Source organism: Halosolutus halophilus, from assembly GCF_022869805.1.
Taxonomy (GTDB): Archaea; Halobacteriota; Halobacteria; order Halobacteriales; family Natrialbaceae; genus Halosolutus; species Halosolutus halophilus.
In genome coordinates this window covers 2609866-2630112 of sequence record NZ_CP094974.1, presented here as the reverse complement: position 1 = coordinate 2630112, position 20247 = coordinate 2609866, and the positions used below count along the sequence as shown (strand labels likewise).

The following is a 20247-nucleotide window of genomic DNA, read 5'->3' as shown; positions in this document are numbered from 1 at the left end:
CGGGGCCGACGATCGCGACGCGATCGGGCCGTACGACACCGAACTTCCCGAGGACCGGCTCCGTGCGTTCCTGACGGGGGGAGACGTCCCGGTCGCCGTCTACGGACTCGGCAAGATGGGGTTGCCGCTCGCCGCGGTCTACGCCGAAACGACGGGGAACGTGACCGGCGTCGACGTGGATCCGACCGTGGTCGAGACGGTTGTCGACGGCGAGAGCCACGTCGTCGGCGAACCCGGCCTCGACGACCTCGTCGCGGACCAGGTCGCGGCCGATCGGCTCGACGCGACGACCGAGGGCCCGGCGGCCGCCGCGGAAGCACGGATTCACGTCGTCATCGTCCCCACGCTGCTCGACGAGCACGACAGGCCGACCCTCATCACCGTCGAGTCCGTCGCGGACGACATCGCGGCCGGGCTCGAACCGGGTGATCTGGTCGTCGCAGAATCGACCCTGCCGCCGGGAACCTGTCGGGACGTCCTGAAACCCCACCTGACGAGCGAAAGCGGTCTCGACCCCGACGAGTTCGGTCTCGCGTTCTGTCCGGAACGGACGTCCTCGGGAACCGCACTGCGGGACATCCGCGGCCACTACCCGAAGGTCGTCGGCGGCGTCGACGACGAGAGTACTCGCGCAGCCGCGATCGTCTACGACGAACTCTCGGCCAACGAGGTGCACCCGGTCTCCGACGCGACCACCGCGGAAGCGGTGAAGGTGTTCGAGGGCGTGTACCGCGACGTCAACATCGCGCTCGCGAACGAACTGGGTCGGCTGGCCGACGAACTCGAGATTTCGGTCAGGGAGGCGATCGACACGGCGAACGATCTGCCGATGTGTCAGTTGCACGATCCCGGTCCCGGCGTCGGCGGCCACTGCATCCCGTACTACCCGCACTTCCTGTTGTCGCGAATGGACGAACCGATGGCCCTGACCCGGACCGCCCGGGAGGTCAACGACGCGATGCCGACCGTCGTCGTCGACCGACTCGAACGGGAACTGGCGGCGACTGGCGACGCCCTCGCGAACGCCACGGTGGCCGTGCTCGGACTGACGTACCGACCCGGCGTCGAGGAGACCCGCGCCTCGCCGGCACTCGGGGTCGTCGACGAACTGACCGAGCGCGGCGCGGCCGTCGCCGGCGTCGATCCGCTCGTCGATCCGGGCGATTACGGGGTTCGGCCGATCGAGATCGACGAACTCGCCGCGGCCGAACTCGACGCCGCCGTCGTCGTGACCCCCCACGAGGCGTTCGACGAGATTCCGTGGGCCGAACTCGATCCGATGGTGGTCGTCGACGGTCGCGATGCGTTCGATCTCTCGGGCACCGGCCACCGGACGTACACGCTCGCCGGCTCCCGTGACGGGCGCGCACCGCGCGGATTCGAGGGGGACGGGGCACACGACACCGGGCGGACGCCGGACGAACTGACGACCGCTCCCGGTCGCACCGAGACGGACGGAGGTGACGATGTATAAGGGCAAATCGATCGGGGTCGTCGTGACCGCGTACGAGGAGGAATCGTTCGTCGGCAGCGTGATCGAGACCATCCCCGCGTTCGCCGATCGGATTTACGTGGTCGACGACGCGTCGCCGGACGCTTCGTGGGACGTGATCCAGCGGGTCGCATCCCGGATCAACGACGCGTCCGAACCGGAGAAAGCGATCGCCGACGGCGGCGACGGACGACGCGTCGTCCCGATCCGCCACGAGGAAAACCGGGGTCCCGGCGGCGCCGTGAAGACGGGCTACGAACGCGCCGCCGCCGACGGGATCGACGTGATCGCCGTGATGGACGGCGACGGACAGATGGATCCCGAAATCCTGGACCGGATCGTCGACCCCGTCGCGATCGGCGAGGCGGACTACGCGAAGGGGAATCGACTGCTCGACCCCGAAGATCGGAACGGGATGTCGACGTTCCGATTCGTCGGCAACGCCGCGCTGACCGGCCTCTCGAAGTTCGCGTCCGGCTACTGGGGGATCGGGGATCCCCAGAACGGGTACACCGCCATCTCCAGGGAGACGATCGAGGAACTCGACCTCGACGCGATCACCGACCGGTACGGCTTCCTCAACCACCTGCTGACCCACCTCAACGTCCACGGCTGTCGCGTCGCGGACGTACCGATGTCGGCCGTCTACGGCGACGAAGAGAGCAGTATCCGGTACCTTCCGTTCGTCAGGTTCGTCTCGTTGCTCCTGCTCCGGAGTTTCATCTGGCGACTGAAGACGCGATACGTCGTCCAGGAGTTCCACCCCGCGGTCGTCTTCTACGCCGGCGGGGCGACGGGGCTGGCCGGTGGCGTGGCCGGACTCGCCGGTGCAGTCCGGCGAGCGGCCGGAGACGGCGACGGGTTCACCGCAGTCCTGACGTCGTTCGTCGCCGTCCTGATCGGAATCGTCTCGCTCGGCATCGCGATCTGGCTCGACGCCGAGGAGAACGAACCGCTCGAGGTGACGCGAGACGACGAGCGAACCGACAGGCCGCCTCGACGAGCGGCTCAGTCGATCGAGTAGGTCACGATGTCCTCGCCGTCACAGGCCGGACAGCGAGTCGTGTCGGTCGACACGTTCGTTCCGCAGGTCCGACACTCGTGGACGACCGCCGCGGAGGACGCGTCGTCGTCTGCGGACGCGGTGGCCGGTGTCTTCGATTCCGGGTCCGACGCAGGGAGCAGCGCGGAGAGCAGGTTAGAGAGGCTCATCAGACAATGATACCGGATGGTTTTCCAGATGTGAAAATAAGTCTTTCGTATATCTTCACCTGGAAATCGACGGTCTGAACTGCGAGTCGGCCGTTCCGCGGGCGGTAGCCGGATCGATCGTCGACGGATCGACCAGCACCGGGCCGGACCCGAGTGTCGCTCCGGGACGTTCGACGATCGGATCGTCTCCGCGGGCGATTCGACGATCGTCGTCTGTTCGCGGGTCGTTCGACGATCGGATCCGCGGCGCGACTCCGCGTCGGTCCGCCCTCCTCGCGGGCGTAGAAGTACCGTAAGGTGATTATTTACTAAGCCGCTATCTGTTCGCCGTACTGATGAGTTCGATCGATCCATGGTTACTTGTCATCTCATCAACAGACTGTTCCCGCCCCCGTCGGACGGATTTCGGGTCCGCGCCCGGTCCCGGGCGGTGGTTCGATGACCACCGGATCCCGTCGTGATTCCCCGCCGGGGACGGCGGAACGGATCGACGACGTCCCCAGAGACGACGGGGCAGTGCCCGGTGACGCGTCGTTCGCACTCTGTCTGACCCACGACGTCGATCGGCCGTACAAGGGGCTCCGATCGTTCTATCGGGCGACCCGGGATCGACCCGGCTACCACCTCCGAACCGCGCTCTCCTCGTCGAATCCGTACTGGCAGTTCGAGGAACTCATGGCGCTGGAGGAGGACCTCGGCGTCCGATCGGCGTTTTACTTCCTGAACGAACAGCACCTGCTCGCGGATCGGCCGGTCAGGGACTGGGTCTCGGCGTCGAACTGGATCGAACACCTCGGTCGTTACGACGTGACCGCGCCCGACGTGGCCGCCGTCATCCGGGACCTCGAAGCCGGGGGCTGGGAAGTCGGCCTCCACGGATCCTACCACACCGCCGACGATCGGGAGCGGTTACGCGAGGAGAAGGCAGCACTCGAGGCGGTGCTCGACGGCCCCGTGACCGGCGGGCGACAGCACCACCTCCGGCTCTCGATTCCCGAGACGTGGCGTCACTATCGATCGATCGGACTCCGGTACGATTCGAGCCTCGGGTCGGGAACGGAGTGCGGATTCACGGCGGGGTACCGGCCGATCCGCCCGTTCGGGGACGGGTTCCGGGTGTTTCCGTTGACGATAATGGAACAGGCCCTTCCGGATCCCGGTACCCGATTCGATGCTGCCCGCGACAGGTGCGACGAGTTGCTTGCCGAAGCCGCGGCCAACGACGCCGTCATGACGGTCCTCTGGCACCCACGATATTTCAACGAACGGGAGTTCCCCGGTTACCGGACGCTCTACCGGTGGCTCGTCGAACGGGCGCTCGATCGTGGAGCGTGGGTCGGTACTCCGCGACGGCTCTGTAAACGCCTCGACAGCGATCCGGACTCCAGCGCACAGCAGGCGGAACTCGGCAACCGGAAGCGGTGACCACACGATATCACCGGCACATCCTATCGAATACCGAGACGCATCTTCGGTCGATTGCTGTACCCTCCGATCGATTGCTGCGAGCCGTGGAAAAACGGACGATTGTTGTGAATCAGGAGTCGTGGGAAAACGGACGATCGATCCGTTCCGCCGCCGAATTCCGTTCGGTCTACGATCGATACCGTGCGAACAGTGCGACCGCAACTGCGGCCAGTGCCGCCACGGTGATCCCGAACCCGGATAGGGAGTCGTTCTCGGCGCCCGCGCCTCCGTCGGCTTCGGCGGTGACGTTCGCGGTCTCGGTACCCGCATCGACGGTGTAGGTCCCCGGATCGGCGACCGTCACGGTCGACGTCACCGTGGTCGTTTCGCCGGGATCGAGCGTCACTTCGTGTTCGGCGACCGGTTCACCGTCGATCGAGATCGTGAGATTGTGTGTCCCCGCGACCGCCCCGTCGTTCTCGACGGCGGCCTCGATCTCGGTCGATTCCCCGGCCGTCACCATCTCGTCCACGGCGAGGTCCGTGACTCCGATCGAGACGCAGTCGCCGGACTGGATCGTCACTGGTTCGTCGAAGTCCAGCGACGTTCGTTCGTAACCGTCGTCAGTCGCCGACAGGACGTCCCAGTCGGTGATCGAGCCGGAACTATCCTGGAAATCGGCCTCGTCGTTGAACGCGGGATCGATCGCGATCGCGAACTCGTCCTGCAACCCTCCCTGGAAGGCGGCCCCGTCGGTCCGGTTTTCGGACCAGGCCCACGTGATGTGACTCGACGTCCCGTCGTGATCGAACTCGTCGTCGGGGCCACCCTGGAGGACGTCGCTGTAATCATCGTCTTCGACGATCCACTCACCCTCTTCGGGCAACCCGTCGAACTGCATCGTCGCTGCACCACCAGGGGAGTCCCCGTCGTACTGGTCGTGGACCAGCACGAGACTGGGCCCCGCAGATCCCTCGTACAGGAACAGGGTGTTCGTATCGTCCTCCTGAAGATGGATCGTCCCGTGGGAGCTGTAGGTGTAGTCACTCGGAGACGTCTCCGGCGTCCGGTAGTCGTAGCACTCCTCGACGCTCTGCGTGCCGTTTCCGAGCGGTTCGATCGCGACACGCTCCTCGCCCTGGATCACCGCGTATTCGTCGTCAGGCGGCGCGGTATCGGCAGCGACACCGCCGACACTGACCGTCAATCCCGCTACGAGGGCCACCGCTAACGCGATACCGATCGACGAGGCTGCATAATTCTCGTAGTCAGTCGATATTGGTCATCTTCGGATTATACATTTTCCCCAGGCGTTCTACCGAGTGTGACTATCAGAATATTGTAGTCGTTATGCGGTGAATGCGGGGGTGTAATCGTCTCGTGAATTGTTGCATCGAGACGGATATTACAGTTCGAGTAGACGGGAGAGACTCGATCGGGTAGTACCCGATTCGAACCGAATCTGACCCGAAGTAATATCGCTCAGGTAGACCGAGCGTGTACCCGTAATCAATCTCCGTTGACACTAACGGCCGCTACCGGTTTGCTCGATGACGCGCGTTTGAACAGGGACAGAGACTCGAGTTCTTCGACGTGGCCCCGAACTGACGCAACGTCGACGATCAAATCCGTGAGGTTCGCTTTATTCGAGAGGTAGTCATTGCGTCGTCGTTGCCACTTCTCGTCGGTTCGCTCGTCACGGAGCAGCGAAATCGAGAGTTCGAGGACGTCGTCGAAGGCGGCGACGTTGTGGATCAGGCCCTGGTCTTCGAGTTCGACGAAATTTCCCATGTCAGAATCACCCACGAACGAGTTGGACCGGATCGCCGGCGTTCCGAGGAGCGCCGCCTCGGTGACCATCGTCTGGGTGTCGGCGACCAGCAGTTCCGCTTCCGCGAGCGCGTCGTGTATCAGCGCGGGATGGAGGTCGAACGGACGTGCCGGGAGCCCCTCGAGATCGGTGTCGTCGCCTTCGTCGGAGACGAGGATCGTCGCCTCCTCGCTCAATCGTTCGATCAGGTGGTGGCGCTGCTCGCCCGTGATCCCTCGCTTTCCGACGTCGTGTTGCGATCCGAACGCGTTGAGCCGGACGATCGCGTACGGTTCGTCGGCCCCGAGTCCGAGCCGGTCTCGAATCGATGGATTGGGCGTGTAGATATCCGGATGGAGGTACGCACACTCCTTGAAGCCGGGGAACACGTAGTGGTTGTCACCCAGATCCTTTCGGAACGTGTTCGGCGTGAGGATCGTGCGAGCGAACGGCGTCGAGACCGTGTGGTCCAGCGAGGCCGGCTCGGAGTCGATGAGCAGGACCGTCGGCGCTCGGGCCACCGCACCGGTGTGGGCGGCGTAACTTCCCATCCCGAAGATCAGGTCCGGATCGAACCGTCGTGCCAGCCGGAACGCTCTAACGTAGTGGGCCGGCAGGCGACTCAACAGCGACCCCTTCGAGGTGTCACAGTAGCCGTAGACCTCGTATGACAGGTCGTACCAATCGAGCAGATCGATCGTACAGGTGTAGTCGCGGGCCAGGATGAGTGTTTCGTGGCCTTCCTCGCGAAGCGCCTGGACGGCGTGTTTGTACAGGTGGACGTGTGCCGGCGTGTTCGTGAAAAACAAATATTTCATGCTGAAAGCTCCCGTCTCCTGATCGGACGATGAAGCAATCTACCGGGTTTGTTATCTACCTCATACCTCCTGGATCCGACAGCAACGAGGCTTCGGACGACTCGTTCGGGGCGGTAGCAGGAAGATACTCCTCGCCTACGGTGGATCCGATCGGATTAGCACCGGCCAACGACCACCGTTCATCGGAACGGACCGTCGTAACGCCGACCGTTCCCGGCGAACGGCCAAAACGGAGAAGCTGTTCGATAACACCTCTCGAATGGCGTCCGTGCAGCACCGGATCTCCTGTCCGACGTGGAAGGGAGTCGATCGCGATCGGAAAGGTGGTGTCGTCACGAACGGGTGCCAGGGCGAACCGATCGCTCCGTTTGCAGATCGAACACGTCGTGGATCGCGCCGATCGCCTACGGGCCGTTAATCTGCGTCAATGACTATCATCGAAACCGTACAGTGTGAATAACAAGACCCGTCGCAGTCTCACGGGGGAGTAGTATGGATATCGAACGAATCGGTCTCGAGGACTGGCGCGATGCGCTTCCGGCGAACGGGTTCGAGGTCTTCCACGATCCGGACGCACTCTCCGTTCTCGACGACTATACCGACGCAGAATTGCACTGTTATGCGGCGTACAAAGGGGACCAGGTCGTCGGGATGGTACCACTGTTCGTCTCGGATCGATCGATCGGACGAACGGTGTTCTCGCCGCCCGTTTCGCAGGGGGTCCCCCGGCTCGGGCCGATCATCAACCCCCACAGCCCGAAGCAACGCAAGTGGGAGCGAATCAACAGCGGACTGGCGAATGGGGTAATCGACGCACTCGGACTCGGCGATCGGACGACGCTCTTCCGGATGACCTGTCCCCTCGGGTACGCCGATCCGCGGCCCTACGGCTGGAACGATCTCGCGGTGGAGCCCGAGTTCACGTACGTCGTCGACCTGGAGGGCTGTACCGACATCGAGGACGCCATGGCGGGGTTCAGCAAGAGTCTCCGGAACGAGATGCGTCGCCTGGACGACGTGGACCTCGCGATCGAGACCGAAGGGATCGATTCCGCCCTGCGTGTCTACGATGACGTGGTCGATCAGTTCGAGGAGCACGGCGACACCGCACCGATGTCGCGCGCATTCCTCCGCGATCTCCTGTCGTCGCTGGACGTCGATCGGTGGCGCGTCTACGTCGCTCGGAGCCCCGACGGGGAGTACCAGAGCGGTATCATCACCTTGTTCTCGAACGATCTGGCCTACTACTGGCAGGGTGGCGTCGTCGCCTCCTACGAGAGCGTGAGCGTGAACAATCTGTTGCATCGAGCGATCCTCGAGGATCTCGTTACCGATCCTCAGTTCGACTCGATCGAAGGATACGATCTCGTCGGCGCGAATACGGAACGGCTCTGCGAGTACAAGGGCAAGTTCAACGGCGAACTTCGTCCGTACTACGTGGTCGAATCGTCCGGTCTCGAGATGCGAGTGGCGAAATCGACCTATCAGAGGTTGTCCGGGTCGTTCGGCAAGGGGTAGCGTCGGCGGACACCGCAGTCGCTGCGTCGCGGTGCGGGGTTCTCGTCCGTGTTTTCACGTGTCCCCGATACCTGCGTTACCGATCGATAGCGAGTTACCATCTCGAATACTGAATCGGTCGCAGCGTCCTTCTGTTCGCGTCTCGTCGACAGTGGTACCAACGCGTCGCCGAGACCGGGCCTCTGGCGGTCCACGAATGCGACGCGCTACTGTCGACGGCTGTCAGCGGATGTTGTCGACGTAGCCCAACTGCTCGAGTTGTTCCACCGTTTCGTCGGACAGCATCTCGTCGAACCGTCTCGTCGCGATCTCGCCCCGGTCTTCGCGGAGCCGTCGACGCAGTCCGAGCCACCGGTCCCGTTTCCTGGTCTCCGACGGGTGCGCGTTCGCATCGAGTTGGCACTCGAACTCGATCGACTCGGTGTCCCCGTCAACGCGGGTGAGTAACGCGCGCTCGTGATCCTGATCGGCGCCTTCGTCGTCGGTGCCAGTCAGTTCGACGGACTCGGAGTCACTGATCCGGTCCGAAAAGAGCTTCCAGCCGGAACGGCTCCGAACCCCGTGATAGGTTCTGTACGGTCCGGTCGCCGTGAAGAAGACGTGGTCTCGACACAGATCGGTCGGGCGAGCGGCAGCGGTCCCGTCGACCGACGACGGAACCGGGGCACCGGCGGCTTGCAGGACCGTCGGCATGAGATCGATCTGACTGACCTGACAGTCGACGGTTCCTGGTTCCCAGTCCGGAAGGCTGACGACGAGCGGGACGTGGACGAGATCGTCCCAGAACGACGGGGTCGGCGTGTGACCGAGCATTCCGTGACGATCCCGGTCGAACCCCTCGCCGTGATCCGCGGTCAGGACGATGATGTCGTGACCGGGCACGTAGTGATTACGATCGATCAGCGTCTCGATGAAGGAGACGAGCTGATCTCGCAAATATTCGCAAGCGGCGCGGTAGGCCTGGACGATGTCCTCGATATCCTCGTCGGTCGTTCCCTCACCGCGATTCTGGATGATCGCCTGAGAGGAGAGTTCGGCGAGTTCGGAGGGACTTCGATCGGTGTTCAGCGATCGTGATTCGAGATAGTCTGCGGGCGGCTCGAAGGGATGGTGAACGTCCATGTAGTGGATCCAGTGCATCTGCCCTCCGGATGTCCCCTCGAGGGAGGCGAGAACTGCCTGGTGATGCGTGTCGGCGGAGATGTAATAGTTGCTCTCGGTCGTTATCCGCTCCTCGATGCGACCGACGACGTTGAAATACGCCCACCGGCACGCGTTGAATAACCGATCGGAACCGGTCTGTTGGACGAGTTTTTGCGCGCGCTTTTTCCAGTTCGGGGTTCCGGCTCGCCCATCGTCGAACCCGCGGTCGTAATTCCGTTCTGCCCCGAAGATGACGTTGTCACACCAGAGTGAACAGTCGTATCCCGACTCCGAGAGCGCCTCCGCCATCGTGACGACGTCGTCGTCGTCCCTCGATTCACCGAGTTTGAGGTTGGGCGAGCCGTTTGCGACACGGTCACAGAACACACCAGCGGCCAGAGCCGGCATCGAACTTCCGGTGTTACTTGCGGCCGCGAATGCGTTCGTGAATTCGACTCCCTGAATACTGGCGGTGACCTCTCTCATCAGTTCATCGTACGCGTCTCCCCGGAGCGAATCGATCGTCAGGACGAAGACGTTAGGTGAGCGCGCGATCATTCCGAGTTCTATATTCGAACAGTTCAGTGAAGGATGTCAATAGTAATCATCGAGCTACCATTTCCCTGGCAGAGAGTACGGTAGTCATACTAAACGGTATAATTACATCTTTTTTCCACCAGGTTTCCGTCTACCATCAGAGGCGGCGTTTGCAGCGCCCTGGACTGCGCGAACGGGGGAATTTCGAGCGAAAGTGGTTCCCGAAGTGGATTTCGAAAGAGGGAGTGACGATCGTCGATCGATCGTGTCGATGGATAGCTGAAGCGCGATCACCCGATCACCGCTACAAACGATACTCCCGACGATCGGAGTAGAAGTCAGGGTACGGTGAGCCGTCGACGACGTGTTAGCCGAACGGGGTGTGCGCGTCGGTTACTGGCGAGCGTTGTACTCGACGTCGACGCTCGCGTTCCCGGCCAGTGTAAAGTCGACGATATCACCGTCAAACCAGTAGGCGTCGATCCAATCCTCGACGGTTCCGGTGACGGATCGGCCGTCGATTTCGTCACCGGAGTCGACCGACGCGTCCCGATAACTCGAGGAGATAACCTCGCCGTCGACGGTAAACGAGTAGCTCGTGTTACCGTCGGCGTCGGATCCGTCGATCACCAGTGCGTTCGGGGGCAGGTCCTGATCGTCCTCGTGGGAGGATTCGCCGTACTCGGCTGGATCGACCTGTTCGCCGTTGACGATGACGCGCGCCGGTCCATCGACGGTCAGGTCAGCGAGCTCACCGCTGAACCGGAACGCGTCTCGCCAGCCGACGACAGCACCCGTAACCTGGCCGCTATCGATCGTATCTTCGTCGTCGATCGAGGCGCCGCCGTGCGTCGAGCGTTCGGCAGACCCTGAGACAGCGAACCCGTATCGGGTGACGTCGTTGTTCCCGGCCCCGTCGACGAGGATCGTGTTCTCAAGTTCGTCCACGGCCTCGTCCGTTGGGGATTCGTAGTCCCCGCCCGATGCCGCTTCCTCCGCCGACGTCGGAACGCCGTCGGGCATCCGGTGTTCGGGTTTGCCCGCTGACGACCCGACGATCCGGTTGGAACTCGTTGCCCTGTTCGTAGAGCCGAACCGACAGTTCTCGACTGTGACGGTTGCACTCGGTCCAGCGTTCCACGAACGGGAGCCGGCGTGAATGTCCGTCGGTGAGCCGCCGAGATCGCAGTCGATCAGTTCCGTGTCGTTGTAGTAGCCCCAGAAGCCACGGTGGGCGTTGCTCCACACGACGCAGTTCTCCGCGTAGGAACCGTCCGTCCCGAGGCGAATACCGGCCGTCTTGCCCGCACGGACGTACGAGTTGGTGACGTGCAACTCGCCACCGCCACCCGGATTCGGGTGATCGCTACTGTTGCCCGGTGCGGAGCCGTAGATCCCGTTGTCCGGGTGTTCCTGGATGTTCACGCGATCGATCTCGATCGTACCCGCGTGATACCACCACGCGTAGATCCCCGTCGGGTTCGACGAGGACGGAAGATCCGGAATCACGCCGTCACCGAGGTAGACGTTCTCGATCCGGCAGGTGGAACCAGCGTCGGCAGCCACCCGAATCGGCGACGTGGGATGTTCGTGATCCCACGCCCCCTTGACGCCGACGTTTCGAATCGTCCAGTCGCTTCCTCTCGCGTCGATATCGTAGGCCGCGCCCTTCGCCGAGATATCGATCAGGACGTTCTCGAGAACGTCGCCGTCACGGAGCTTTCTCCGGAACGTTCCACCCGCTGGAACCGTGACGACCTCGTAGTCGTCTTCCGACGCCATACCGGTCCCGGCGGCGACCATTGCGGCCGTACCGGCGGCAGCTGCTGTGAGATACGATCGACGACTGAGTCGTCGATTCGAATCGATCTCCTCGTCAGTGTTGTCCCTCATGTACTCCACCGGATGCCCCCCATCCGGAATTAAAACGCCGTTAACCGGTACAGTCTTTATACTCTGGTAGTCAAAATAGCCGTGAGCTCAGATCACACGTTATGTCGTTCGAATCCGGCTGATACGTATCGGTCGTAATGACTGATTACCGGAGAAAATCGGAGGGAACGACCGCGATGAAAAGCAGTGAAGAGGGAGCCAGAGAAGGGGCTGACGTGGGTTAGCTCGAATCGCCGCCGGACGCCGCCTCCGTCGCCGACGTCGGGACGCCGTCGGGCATCCGGTGTTCGGGTTCACCGACAGGCGAGCCGATGATCTCGTTGCTGTTCTGGGCCGTGTCCGTCGCGCTAAACCGGCAGTTCTCGACCGAGACGGTCGCGTCGCGTCCGGCACTCCACGAACCGGATCCCGCGTGAATGTCCGTCGGTGAGCCGCCGAGATCGCAGTCGATCAGTTCCGTGTCGTTGTAGTAGCCCCAGAAGCCACGGTGGGCGTTGCTCCACACGACGCAGTTCTCCGCGTAGGAACCGTCCGTCCCGAGGCGAATACCGGCCGTCTTGCCCGCACGGACGTACGAGTTGGTGACGTGCAACTCGCCACCGCCACCCGGATTCGGGTGATCGCTACTGTTGCCCGGCGCGGAGCCGTAGATCCCGTTGTCCGGGTGTTCCTGAATGTTCACGCGATCGATCTCGATCGTGCCCGCGTGGTCCCACCACGCGTAGATCCCCGTCGGATTGGACGACGCCGGAAGATCCGGAATCACGCCGTCGCCGAAGTAGAAGTTCTCGATCCGGCAGGTGGAACCAGCGTCGGCGGCCACTCGGAGCGGCGACGTGGGATGCTCGTGATCCCAGGCTCCCCTGACGCCGACGTTCCGGATGGTCCAGTCGCTGCCTTTCGCGTCGATGTCGTAGCTTGCGCCCTCCGCCGAGATATCGATCAGGACGTTCTCGAGAACGTCGCCATCACGGAGTACGCGCTGGAACGTGCCGCCCTGCGGAACCTCGGCGACCTCATACTCACGGTCCGCTGCGGCGACTCCAGAGCCGGCGACGACAGTCGCCACCGTTCCGGCCGCCGCTGCGAGGTACGATCGGCGACTCAGTCGTCGGGACGAATCCTGCTCGGCATCTGGCTTGTCGAACATACAGGTCAGCGGAGACCCCCGATGCGGAACTAAGGGCTCATTAACGAGTGCGCTATTTAATTAGAGGACGATAGTTCGAGCGTGAGAGTGCCACTCGTGCCATTTCATGGCAGACGCTACGAGTCGACGAGAACTGGACTCGACGACGATCGTTCGAGCGAGGGTGACGGTAGCCAATCGACCGTGGCGACTCACTCGGGGTCCGGGATCAGTTCCCGGACGTACGGGATTTCGGTCCCGAGGGCGTCTTCGAGGAACTCGACGATGACGATGTCACCGTGTTCGAGAGAGCCGGAACCCGCTGCGACGAGGAGTGTGAGGAGACTCGTGCTCGCGAAGAACAGGCCGATGCCGGTTGGACTCGCCGGAAAGACACTGTCGAGTGCGAACCCGGCAGGGAGGACGACCAGCGGGAGTATCCCGATCAATCGGAGCGAGGTCCGATTGTACGGCCGGATATCGAACTTGCGAGCCAGGAACAGATACACGAAGAGATTCAGCCCGACGAACGAGCTGGCGGACGCGATCGCCGCGCCGACGAACCCGTAACGCGGAATGAGTGCCACGTTCGCAACGATATTGATACCGAGTGCGCCGACGTTCGTGACGAGGATGAACTTCGTGTATCCCAGTGCCGAGAGCGTCTCGCGGTTCCGGCCGACGGCGGCGTTGGTGAAGAATCCGATCGATAATATCGCGAGTGCGATCCCGCCGCTCGCGTACTGCTGGCCGAAAGCGAGGGCGATCACGTCCGACGGCATCACCACGAACGTCACGAACAGCGGAAACGTCAACACGAATACCCACTTCGTCGTCATCTGGTAGACCCGGTTCATCGACTCCCGTTCGCCATCGCCGTCGAGGCGTGAGGCGACGGGGAGGTACATGTATCCGAACGTCCCGAGAATCACGACGAGCGAGTTCGCCAGCGGATACGCGGCGTTGTATATGCCGACCTCACTCGAGGCACGGAAGTACCCCAGCATGAGCGTATCGGTCTTCGTCATGAGCGTCGCGGCGACCGTCGAGACGATCAGTGGCACCGAAAAGGCCGTCATCTCCCGGATATGGAACCGTGACGGGCCCGTAAGGGTAAGCAGTCGTCGCAAGAGGACGTAGGTCACGAGCGTCGTGACGATGGCGGCGATCAGGTAACTGTACCCGGCCGCGTGAACGCCGAAACCGAGCGACAGGAACGTCCCCAGGAGCAGGAGACGGACGCCTGGATAGGTGACGTTTCGCGCCAGAATCTTGTACGATGTGTTCTCGTACCCGCGAATCGCCGCGATGCCGAGCTGAAAGGTAATGACGAGGGGAATCGTGACGACGAACAGCGTGAGCAACAGTTCGGATCCGACGCTCTCGAACAGTTGTGCGACGATCACATCCCCGGCGAGGACGAGGACGGCACAGAGCGCGAGTGCGATCGGGAGCGTCACGACGAGACCGGTGAGCAACGCGCCCCGTTCGTCGGCCGGGTCGTCGAAGCGGGCCATGTACCGCGGGATTCCCTGGCTAAACCCGGCCATCGCGGACGTGACAGAGAGTGTCAAAATCGCCAGGCCGATACTGAACTCGCCGTACGCCTCAGCTGACACCGTTCGGCCGATGAGGACGCGCTCAGCCAGCCGCGCGAAGTTCTCCAGTAGCGCCCCGACGAAGACGAGACCCGCGCTCAGAAGGACCTTCGCAAGGTCGTCCTTCTCGTCGGTCATTAGAGGTAGCCGAGGTCACTCAGTCGCTCTCGGACATCGTCCTGGTCTTGTTCGTACGTGCTACTGTCCACGACGGTCGTGTCGTACGCGGTTCGCGAACTCGAGCGGGTAACGAGCTCCGTCGGAACGCTCCCGGTCATCCGCTCGGGAACCGGCTGCTCGAGAAGCGTCATCGCGAGCGGTGCGATATCCGTCAGCGAGAGCCGATCGACGTCGGCGGCCGCGTCGACGTCCGGACCGGCGGCGACGAAGACGCCGTTTCGCTTGTGATCGAAGGACGTGATCGGATGGAACTGCACCCCGTGTATTTTCGGCCAGATCACATGGTTCATCTCGTTAGTCCTGAAAAAGATATCGCAGGCCCCGGCCGTATGAGGACCGTCGTAGACCTTCTCGCGCCGTTTAACGAACTCGAACGCAGGCTCTCCGTCGGGCGTCTGCAGGCTAGAGAGCCGATCGATGAGATCGCTCCGAACGGTCTCGTACCCGTCCGGATCGATAACTCCCGACGGGTCGCGACCGCGGACGTTGAGTCGAATCCCCTGTTCGGACTGACTCCGACAGTAGGCGGCCGACGCCTCCCAGTCGACGCCGCGGGCGACGCCGTGCGTAACCCAGTCCGGAGCGACCCGTACGAGCGGTTCGGCGAGTCCGACACGGTCGGCGAGGCCGTGAACGTCCGATGGCGACAGTCCTGCCTTCGAAGAGATCGCGATCAGCCGATCGAAAACCGCGCCGGCGCCCGAATTAGCCACCGACTCGTCCTCCACGACGGGCTTGAAGCCACCTGCCCCGTTGAGTTCGCTGCACGAGTCGAGATACCCCCAGTCCTCGAGGATCTGGTTGATGTGGATCTGGTAGCCGTCCACCGGGCCCATTCCGTGGTCGGAACAGACGATCACGTTTGTCTCATCGCCGAACAGGTTCAGAATGCGCCCGAGCGCCCGGTCGGCGGCGGCGTACACGCGCTCGAAGTCCGTCGTTCGAGTGGAGTTGTGGAAGACGGCGTCGGTCTTCTGGAACTGGACGATCGCCAGCTCCCAGTCCGCCGACTCGAGCAGGTACTCCGCGGCGGCGCCCCGGTGCTCGATAAGGTTGACGTAGCCGTCGACTTTTTTCTCGGTATCGGAGGCCGTTTCGCACTCTGAGTAGATCCGGTATGGCTCGCCGAGTGCGTCCTCGATCTCGTCGCGGATCCCGTCGGGGTATCCGGGTTCGTCCGCCGGCGCGAGGTAGCCCGGAACGAGAACGCCGTCCATCGGCCCCGTGGGATGGGTCACCGGGAGATTCAACACGATCGAGGAGAGTTCGCGGTCGGAGAGGTAGTCCCAGAGCGCCGGTGCCTTCACATCCGACCTCGTAACGGCCGCGGCCGAGTCCGGATAACTGTCGCGATAGTCGAAAAAGTCGAATACGCCGTGGTAATCCGGCGTAACACCGGTGTACATCGACGGCCAGGCGCTGCCCGTCCACGGCGGATACGTCGACGTCAGATCGGCGCCGACGCCGCGTTCGCGAAGTTCCGAAAGGTTATCGAGTCGATCCGAGAATCGATCGACGTACCGCCAGTCCATTCCGTCGAACCCGACGATGACGGTCTTACTGACATTGTGGTCCGCCGAACTCATCGTTTTACTCCACCGACACGTGAAGTGATACGATCGCTGTTCCCGCTTGCGAGAGGGACCGCCACGGCGATTCCGATCGATCCCTCGGCGGCCGTCTGCAGCGTGCCGTCGCTCGAACTGTGACGGTTCATCTAGTCATCTTCGGTGACAGGAGCAGTCATTGTTATAATCTCGCTACGGAGCGTTTTCCCGGAATAACTGTTCGGACAGAGAAAGGGTGACGCGTCTCGATACTTCGCCGAGTGACGGTGAGTGACGTTCTACGAGTTTGCCAACGCGGTTCTCCGACCCGCCGAACCAAGCGGGATTCGACGCGACCGAACGGAGTACCATCGATCGCGTAGTTCTCGCCGCGTCTAATACCGACTTCAGTCCTCGCCGCAGGCGACGAATAACAATGGCTGCACGGGGAGTGCCTCAGCACAGCGGAACCGGGAGCTGAAATTATTTCATGAATGGAAATGCGACATCGAAGGCGTTCGTACTGGGTATCGACGGCGTACCGTGGAATCTACTCCGAAAGTGGGGTGGAGACGGCGCCTTGCCGAACGTCAATCGTCTCTTCGAGGAGGGCGCGTCCGGACCACTGACGAGTACGTTTCCGCCAACGACGCCGCTGGCCTGGCCCTCGATCGCGACGGGCGTATGGCCCGACAAACACGGCATCTACGGATTTACGGGACTCAACGGGGATTACACGCACGAGTGGTATTCCGGTGAGGATCGCAAACGACCGGCCCTGTGGGACGTCTTCACGCCCGCGGTCGCCGCTAACGTCCCGATGACGTATCCGGCCAGCGAGATCGACGGCGCGATGGTCTCCGGAATGTTCACACCCGAAATCGGCGACGGGTTCGCTCGTCCGACCGAACTCCGCCACGAGATCGAACGAGAGATTCCGGAGTACCAGATTGCACTCGACTGGTCCGAGTACACCGACGATCAGGACGAGTTCGTCGACGACCTCGAGGATCTCGTGTCAGGTCGGCGATCTCTGATGCGCAAACTCGCCCGAGAGCACGACTGGCGACTGTTTTTCTTCGTCTACACCGCACCCGATCGGCTCCAGCACCTCGTCTGGGACGAGGACGTTATCCTCGAGCACTACCGCCAACTGGACGAGATTATCGGCGAAGCGATGGCGTACGCGGAGGAAGCGAACGCGACGCTGTACGTGGTCTCCGACCACGGATTCGGCCCCATCTCGTCGTTCGTCAACCTCAACTCGCTCCTGTCGTCGGAGGGATTCCTCTCGCGAAAAGGGAACGACGGCACACGCAGTTCGCTCGAACGGTTCGGCGTCACGAAATCGACCGTGCTCGATGCGCTCGATCGGGTCGGAATCACGACCGAGACGCTGGTCGAGCACCTCCCGGAGAGCATCGTCGACGGAGTCGCCGAGCGGATTCCGGGCGACCACTGGCTTTATGACGTGGAATTCAGCGAAACGACCGCGTTCGCACACGATCCAGCACAGATATACGTCAACGATACGGAACGGTTCGATCAGGGGATCGTCCACCCGGACGAGGTCGAATCGGTCAAACACGACGTGGCCGCCGCGCTGTCCGAGGTGACGGACCCCGAAACTGGCGAGCGAGTCCTCGACGTTCGGGACGGGGACGATCTGTTTCCGACAGATCCCGACTCGCCGGATCTGATCGCGGTCGGTCGCGGGGAGTACGAGGAGAAGACGAAGGTGACCGACGACCCGTTCGAGCCTGCCGGCAGTAAAGCGGCAAGCCACCGTTCCGACGGAATCTTCCTCGCGTGGGGCCCGAACGTCGATGCCGGCGTCACGGTCGAAGACGCGTCGGTCGTCGATGTCGCCCCGACGATCCTTCACGGGGCCGGGCGGCCGGTTCCGGAGACGGCTGACGGTCGAATCCTCGAAGACATCTTCGATCCGGAAACGATCGGCGCGGTCACTACTCAACGGTACGCGGACACGACCGCGGACGGATCGAAAGAGTCTGAAACCGAGGATATGGACGGTATCGAGGATCGGCTTCGCGGTCTCGGATACCTGGAGTGACGAAAGAGGATTACCGCGGAAGGACGATTCTCGACCGAAGACGGTGATTCGGCCGACACTCCGATACGTCTGCGCGATCCCTCGGTCGCCTCGAACGGACCGTTCGATCAACAGTGGGCCGTTCGGTGCTCGCATACCGGTCGCGGTTGGAGCCGCGCGATCACTCACTCGGCCTGCCCGCGGACGTAATACAGTTCGAATTCGCCGTTCGACTGCACGCGATTGACGTCGGACTGGGACGAGATCGAGTCGAGTTGGGACTCCGTGTAGCGTAACTCTTGGAACGCACGGACTTCCCGTTCACGATCCGTCCGGGTCACCGTGAGATATCGATCGTCGGAGTACTGTCCCGCGAGACCCTCGTCGATCTCCTCGCCGGAGACTCCCTCGTAGTGTCTCGTCCGTTCCAGTTCACCGTTCGAGGCGTCTGCGTATCGATTCGGCCCGGCCCGAATACCGGCAAACGAAACCTCCGGATCCTGATTTTCGAACGCCGTCTCGTGACCGGACATCGACATCTCGGTAACGTGTGGGGACGCGCTGTAGATGTACGGTGACGGGAACACGGCGATCAGCGAGAACAGTATCAACAGCCCGAACGCGACGACGGCGGCGCCGTGCACCAGGCCGGTTGGGACTCGGCGCGAGAGTCCAGTGATAACTGCTGAGATGGCGACGGCTCCGACGATCGTGACGAGCAACAGCATCAGCCCGAGCACCCGGAAGTACATCGTCCCGTAGGATCCGAGGTAGTACAGCGCGAAAACCCCACTCAATCCACACAGACTGACGGTGAAGTAGGGAAGGAGCCCCTCAGTCTCGCGGGTCATCGCCCCGTCACGCTCGAATACCGTCCACAGCACCACGAACCCGACCAGCGCGATGAAAACCAGACTCGGGGCGAAGAGTTTCAGGAACAATTCGACGACGCTCGCGCCGAGTTCACTGAGAGAGGCACTCTGCGAGTTAACGGATTCGCCAGCCGACCCGTCCGCAAGGAAATACGCGGCGGCGCTCGACGCAGCGTACTCGATGACGCCCGTGAAGAACCCGTGGTTCGAGGTCCAGACGAGAAACGCACCAGCGAGGACGACGATTTGGCCGAAGATCGAACGGTGATTCGCGATCGGATGATTCGACCGGAATCGCCGGTAGAGTACCTGTAACGCGCACACGCTGAACAGGGCAACGAGCAGGTGCGCTGCGAGCTGCGGGTGGTACACGACGAGGGCGATCAGCGCGATCGAGAGGCCCAACCCCGTCGCAGACCGGCGTGCAAGCGAGTCGGGATCACGGACGTACCGCAGAAAGAGGTAGAAGACGATCGACGAGAAGAGGATCGCCTGCGACATCGCGTGCGGTACCATAAACGTGCTGAGCGTCGTAATCGGCAAGAATAGCAGCGCCGAGAACGTGCCGACGGTAGTGCTGTACCGGCTGTCGAACACGGTCCCGATCGAGAGCGCCACGAAGAGCACGAACAGGCAGGCGAGGAGCACGATGACCAGCATCGCCGCACGTGTGAGATCGACCTCGAGGGTTGCGGAGAGAAAGACCGCGAGCGTGTGTAGTGCCGGATATTCTAGTGCAACCGGGGCGAACGCTCCCGCCTCGATTCCACGCATCCAGCCGAGGTGCGTGAGCGCGTCACCGGTGCCGTAAAAGCGGTATCCCCTGAGTACAGGGAGTCCGACGAATACTGCCGCCGCCCCGCCACCGAGGACTAGCGCTACGCCACGATCCCAGGTTGTCGTCGCCCTGAGCGCGGCGATCACGGAGACGACCACTGTACTCGCGAATAACATCCAGAACTGAATGGACGTCCCCGCGTACAGGGACAACTCGTATCCAGTCGCCGGTGCCATATGCGCTACGAGCACGGCGGCGGA

Annotated in this window: 14 protein-coding genes; 5 read left to right on the top strand and 9 right to left on the bottom strand. The window is 62.6% G+C overall.

What is annotated here, in order from left to right; translation table 11 throughout:
• Nucleotides 1–22: 22 nt before the first annotated feature.
• Together MUG98_RS12815 and MUG98_RS12810 are read left to right on the top strand one after the other, a co-directional pair.
• Nucleotides 23–1474 (top strand): nucleotide sugar dehydrogenase, encoded by a 1452-nt coding sequence (locus MUG98_RS12815; RefSeq protein WP_265112456.1) that lies wholly within the window; start codon nt 23–25, stop codon nt 1472–1474.
• Entirely contained in the window at nt 1467–2516 is a 1050-nt protein-coding gene (locus MUG98_RS12810; RefSeq protein WP_265107838.1) for a glycosyltransferase family 2 protein, read from the top strand. Before MUG98_RS12815 ends, MUG98_RS12810 begins: the two co-directional genes overlap by 8 nt.
• Here the strand turns inward: MUG98_RS12810 and MUG98_RS12805 are convergent.
• Entirely contained in the window at nt 2501–2704 is a 204-nt protein-coding gene (locus MUG98_RS12805) for a hypothetical protein (protein ID WP_265107837.1), read from the bottom strand. The two genes, MUG98_RS12810 and MUG98_RS12805, sit on opposite strands and share 16 nt — an antisense overlap.
• Before the next feature lie 438 nt (nt 2705–3142).
• Here MUG98_RS12805 and MUG98_RS12800 point away from each other — a divergent pair, with 438 nt between their 5' ends.
• Entirely contained in the window at nt 3143–4129 is a 987-nt protein-coding gene (locus tag MUG98_RS12800) for a polysaccharide deacetylase family protein (protein WP_265107836.1), read from the top strand.
• 169 nt (nt 4130–4298) lie between these two features.
• Here the strand turns inward: MUG98_RS12800 and MUG98_RS12795 are convergent, their stop codons facing one another.
• Together MUG98_RS12795 and MUG98_RS12790 are read right to left on the bottom strand one after the other, a co-directional pair.
• Nucleotides 4299–5336, bottom strand: a complete 1038-nt coding sequence (locus MUG98_RS12795) for a CARDB domain-containing protein (RefSeq protein WP_265107835.1) — start codon at nt 5334–5336, stop codon at nt 4299–4301.
• Nucleotides 5337–5620: 284 nt separating this feature from the next.
• Nucleotides 5621–6739 (bottom strand): DUF354 domain-containing protein, encoded by a 1119-nt coding sequence (locus tag MUG98_RS12790; RefSeq protein ID WP_265107834.1) that lies wholly within the window; start codon nt 6737–6739, stop codon nt 5621–5623.
• A gap of 492 nt (nt 6740–7231) precedes the next feature.
• Here MUG98_RS12790 and MUG98_RS12785 point away from each other — a divergent pair, with 492 nt between their 5' ends.
• The gene (locus MUG98_RS12785; RefSeq protein ID WP_265107833.1) at nt 7232–8257 is read left to right on the top strand and encodes a GNAT family N-acetyltransferase; all 1026 of its coding nucleotides are present in this window, start codon (nt 7232–7234) and stop codon (nt 8255–8257) included.
• A gap of 222 nt (nt 8258–8479) precedes the next feature.
• Here the strand turns inward: MUG98_RS12785 and MUG98_RS12780 are convergent, their stop codons facing one another.
• The 5 genes from MUG98_RS12780 to MUG98_RS12760 form a co-directional block, all read right to left on the bottom strand.
• Nucleotides 8480–9886, bottom strand: a complete 1407-nt coding sequence (locus tag MUG98_RS12780; RefSeq protein WP_265112455.1) for a sulfatase-like hydrolase/transferase — start codon at nt 9884–9886, stop codon at nt 8480–8482.
• Nucleotides 9887–10330: 444 nt separating this feature from the next.
• The gene (locus tag MUG98_RS12775) at nt 10331–11830 is read right to left on the bottom strand and encodes a hypothetical protein (protein ID WP_265107832.1); all 1500 of its coding nucleotides are present in this window, start codon (nt 11828–11830) and stop codon (nt 10331–10333) included.
• 220 nt (nt 11831–12050) lie between these two features.
• Nucleotides 12051–12980, bottom strand: coding sequence for a hypothetical protein (locus MUG98_RS12770; protein WP_265107831.1), 930 nt, complete (start codon nt 12978–12980; stop codon nt 12051–12053).
• Nucleotides 12981–13171: 191 nt separating this feature from the next.
• On the bottom strand, nt 13172–14695 hold the full coding sequence (locus MUG98_RS12765) for a flippase (RefSeq protein WP_265107830.1): 1524 nt from the start codon (nt 14693–14695) through the stop codon (nt 13172–13174).
• A complete protein-coding gene (locus tag MUG98_RS12760; protein WP_265107829.1) occupies nt 14695–16323 on the bottom strand; it encodes an alkaline phosphatase family protein in 1629 nt (542 codons plus the stop codon). The genes MUG98_RS12765 and MUG98_RS12760 overlap by 1 nt, the downstream gene beginning before the upstream one ends.
• 451 nt (nt 16324–16774) lie before the next feature.
• Here MUG98_RS12760 and MUG98_RS12755 point away from each other — a divergent pair, with 451 nt between their 5' ends.
• Nucleotides 16775–18358 (top strand): alkaline phosphatase family protein, encoded by a 1584-nt coding sequence (locus MUG98_RS12755; protein WP_265107828.1) that lies wholly within the window; start codon nt 16775–16777, stop codon nt 18356–18358.
• A gap of 164 nt (nt 18359–18522) precedes the next feature.
• Here MUG98_RS12755 and MUG98_RS12750 read toward each other — a convergent pair whose 3' ends face one another.
• Complete coding sequence (locus MUG98_RS12750; protein WP_265107827.1) at nt 18523–20223, bottom strand: hypothetical protein; 1701 nt, start codon at nt 20221–20223, stop codon at nt 18523–18525.
• Between the last annotated feature and the right edge of the window lie 24 nt (nt 20224–20247).

Bases quoted from the DNA above. Each gene is read 5' to 3' on its own strand.
- MUG98_RS12790 (WP_265107834.1), bottom strand. From the start codon at position 6,739: ATGAAATATTTGTTTTTCACGAACACGCCGGCACACGTCCACCTGTAC.
- MUG98_RS12805 (WP_265107837.1), bottom strand. From the start codon at position 2,704: ATGAGCCTCTCTAACCTGCTCTCCGCGCTGCTCCCTGCGTCGGACCCG.
- MUG98_RS12810 (WP_265107838.1), top strand. From the start codon at position 1,467: ATGTATAAGGGCAAATCGATCGGGGTCGTCGTGACCGCGTACGAGGAG.
- MUG98_RS12765 (WP_265107830.1), bottom strand. From the start codon at position 14,695: ATGACCGACGAGAAGGACGACCTTGCGAAGGTCCTTCTGAGCGCGGGT.
- MUG98_RS12770 (WP_265107831.1), bottom strand. From the start codon at position 12,980: ATGTTCGACAAGCCAGATGCCGAGCAGGATTCGTCCCGACGACTGAGT.
- MUG98_RS12785 (WP_265107833.1), top strand. From the start codon at position 7,232: ATGGATATCGAACGAATCGGTCTCGAGGACTGGCGCGATGCGCTTCCG.
- MUG98_RS12750 (WP_265107827.1), bottom strand. From the start codon at position 20,223: ATGGCACCGGCGACTGGATACGAGTTGTCCCTGTACGCGGGGACGTCC.
- MUG98_RS12780 (WP_265112455.1), bottom strand. From the start codon at position 9,886: ATGAGAGAGGTCACCGCCAGTATTCAGGGAGTCGAATTCACGAACGCA.
- MUG98_RS12800 (WP_265107836.1), top strand. From the start codon at position 3,143: ATGACCACCGGATCCCGTCGTGATTCCCCGCCGGGGACGGCGGAACGG.
- MUG98_RS12755 (WP_265107828.1), top strand. From the start codon at position 16,775: ATGAATGGAAATGCGACATCGAAGGCGTTCGTACTGGGTATCGACGGC.
- MUG98_RS12775 (WP_265107832.1), bottom strand. From the start codon at position 11,830: ATGAGGGACAACACTGACGAGGAGATCGATTCGAATCGACGACTCAGT.
- MUG98_RS12760 (WP_265107829.1), bottom strand. From the start codon at position 16,323: ATGAGTTCGGCGGACCACAATGTCAGTAAGACCGTCATCGTCGGGTTC.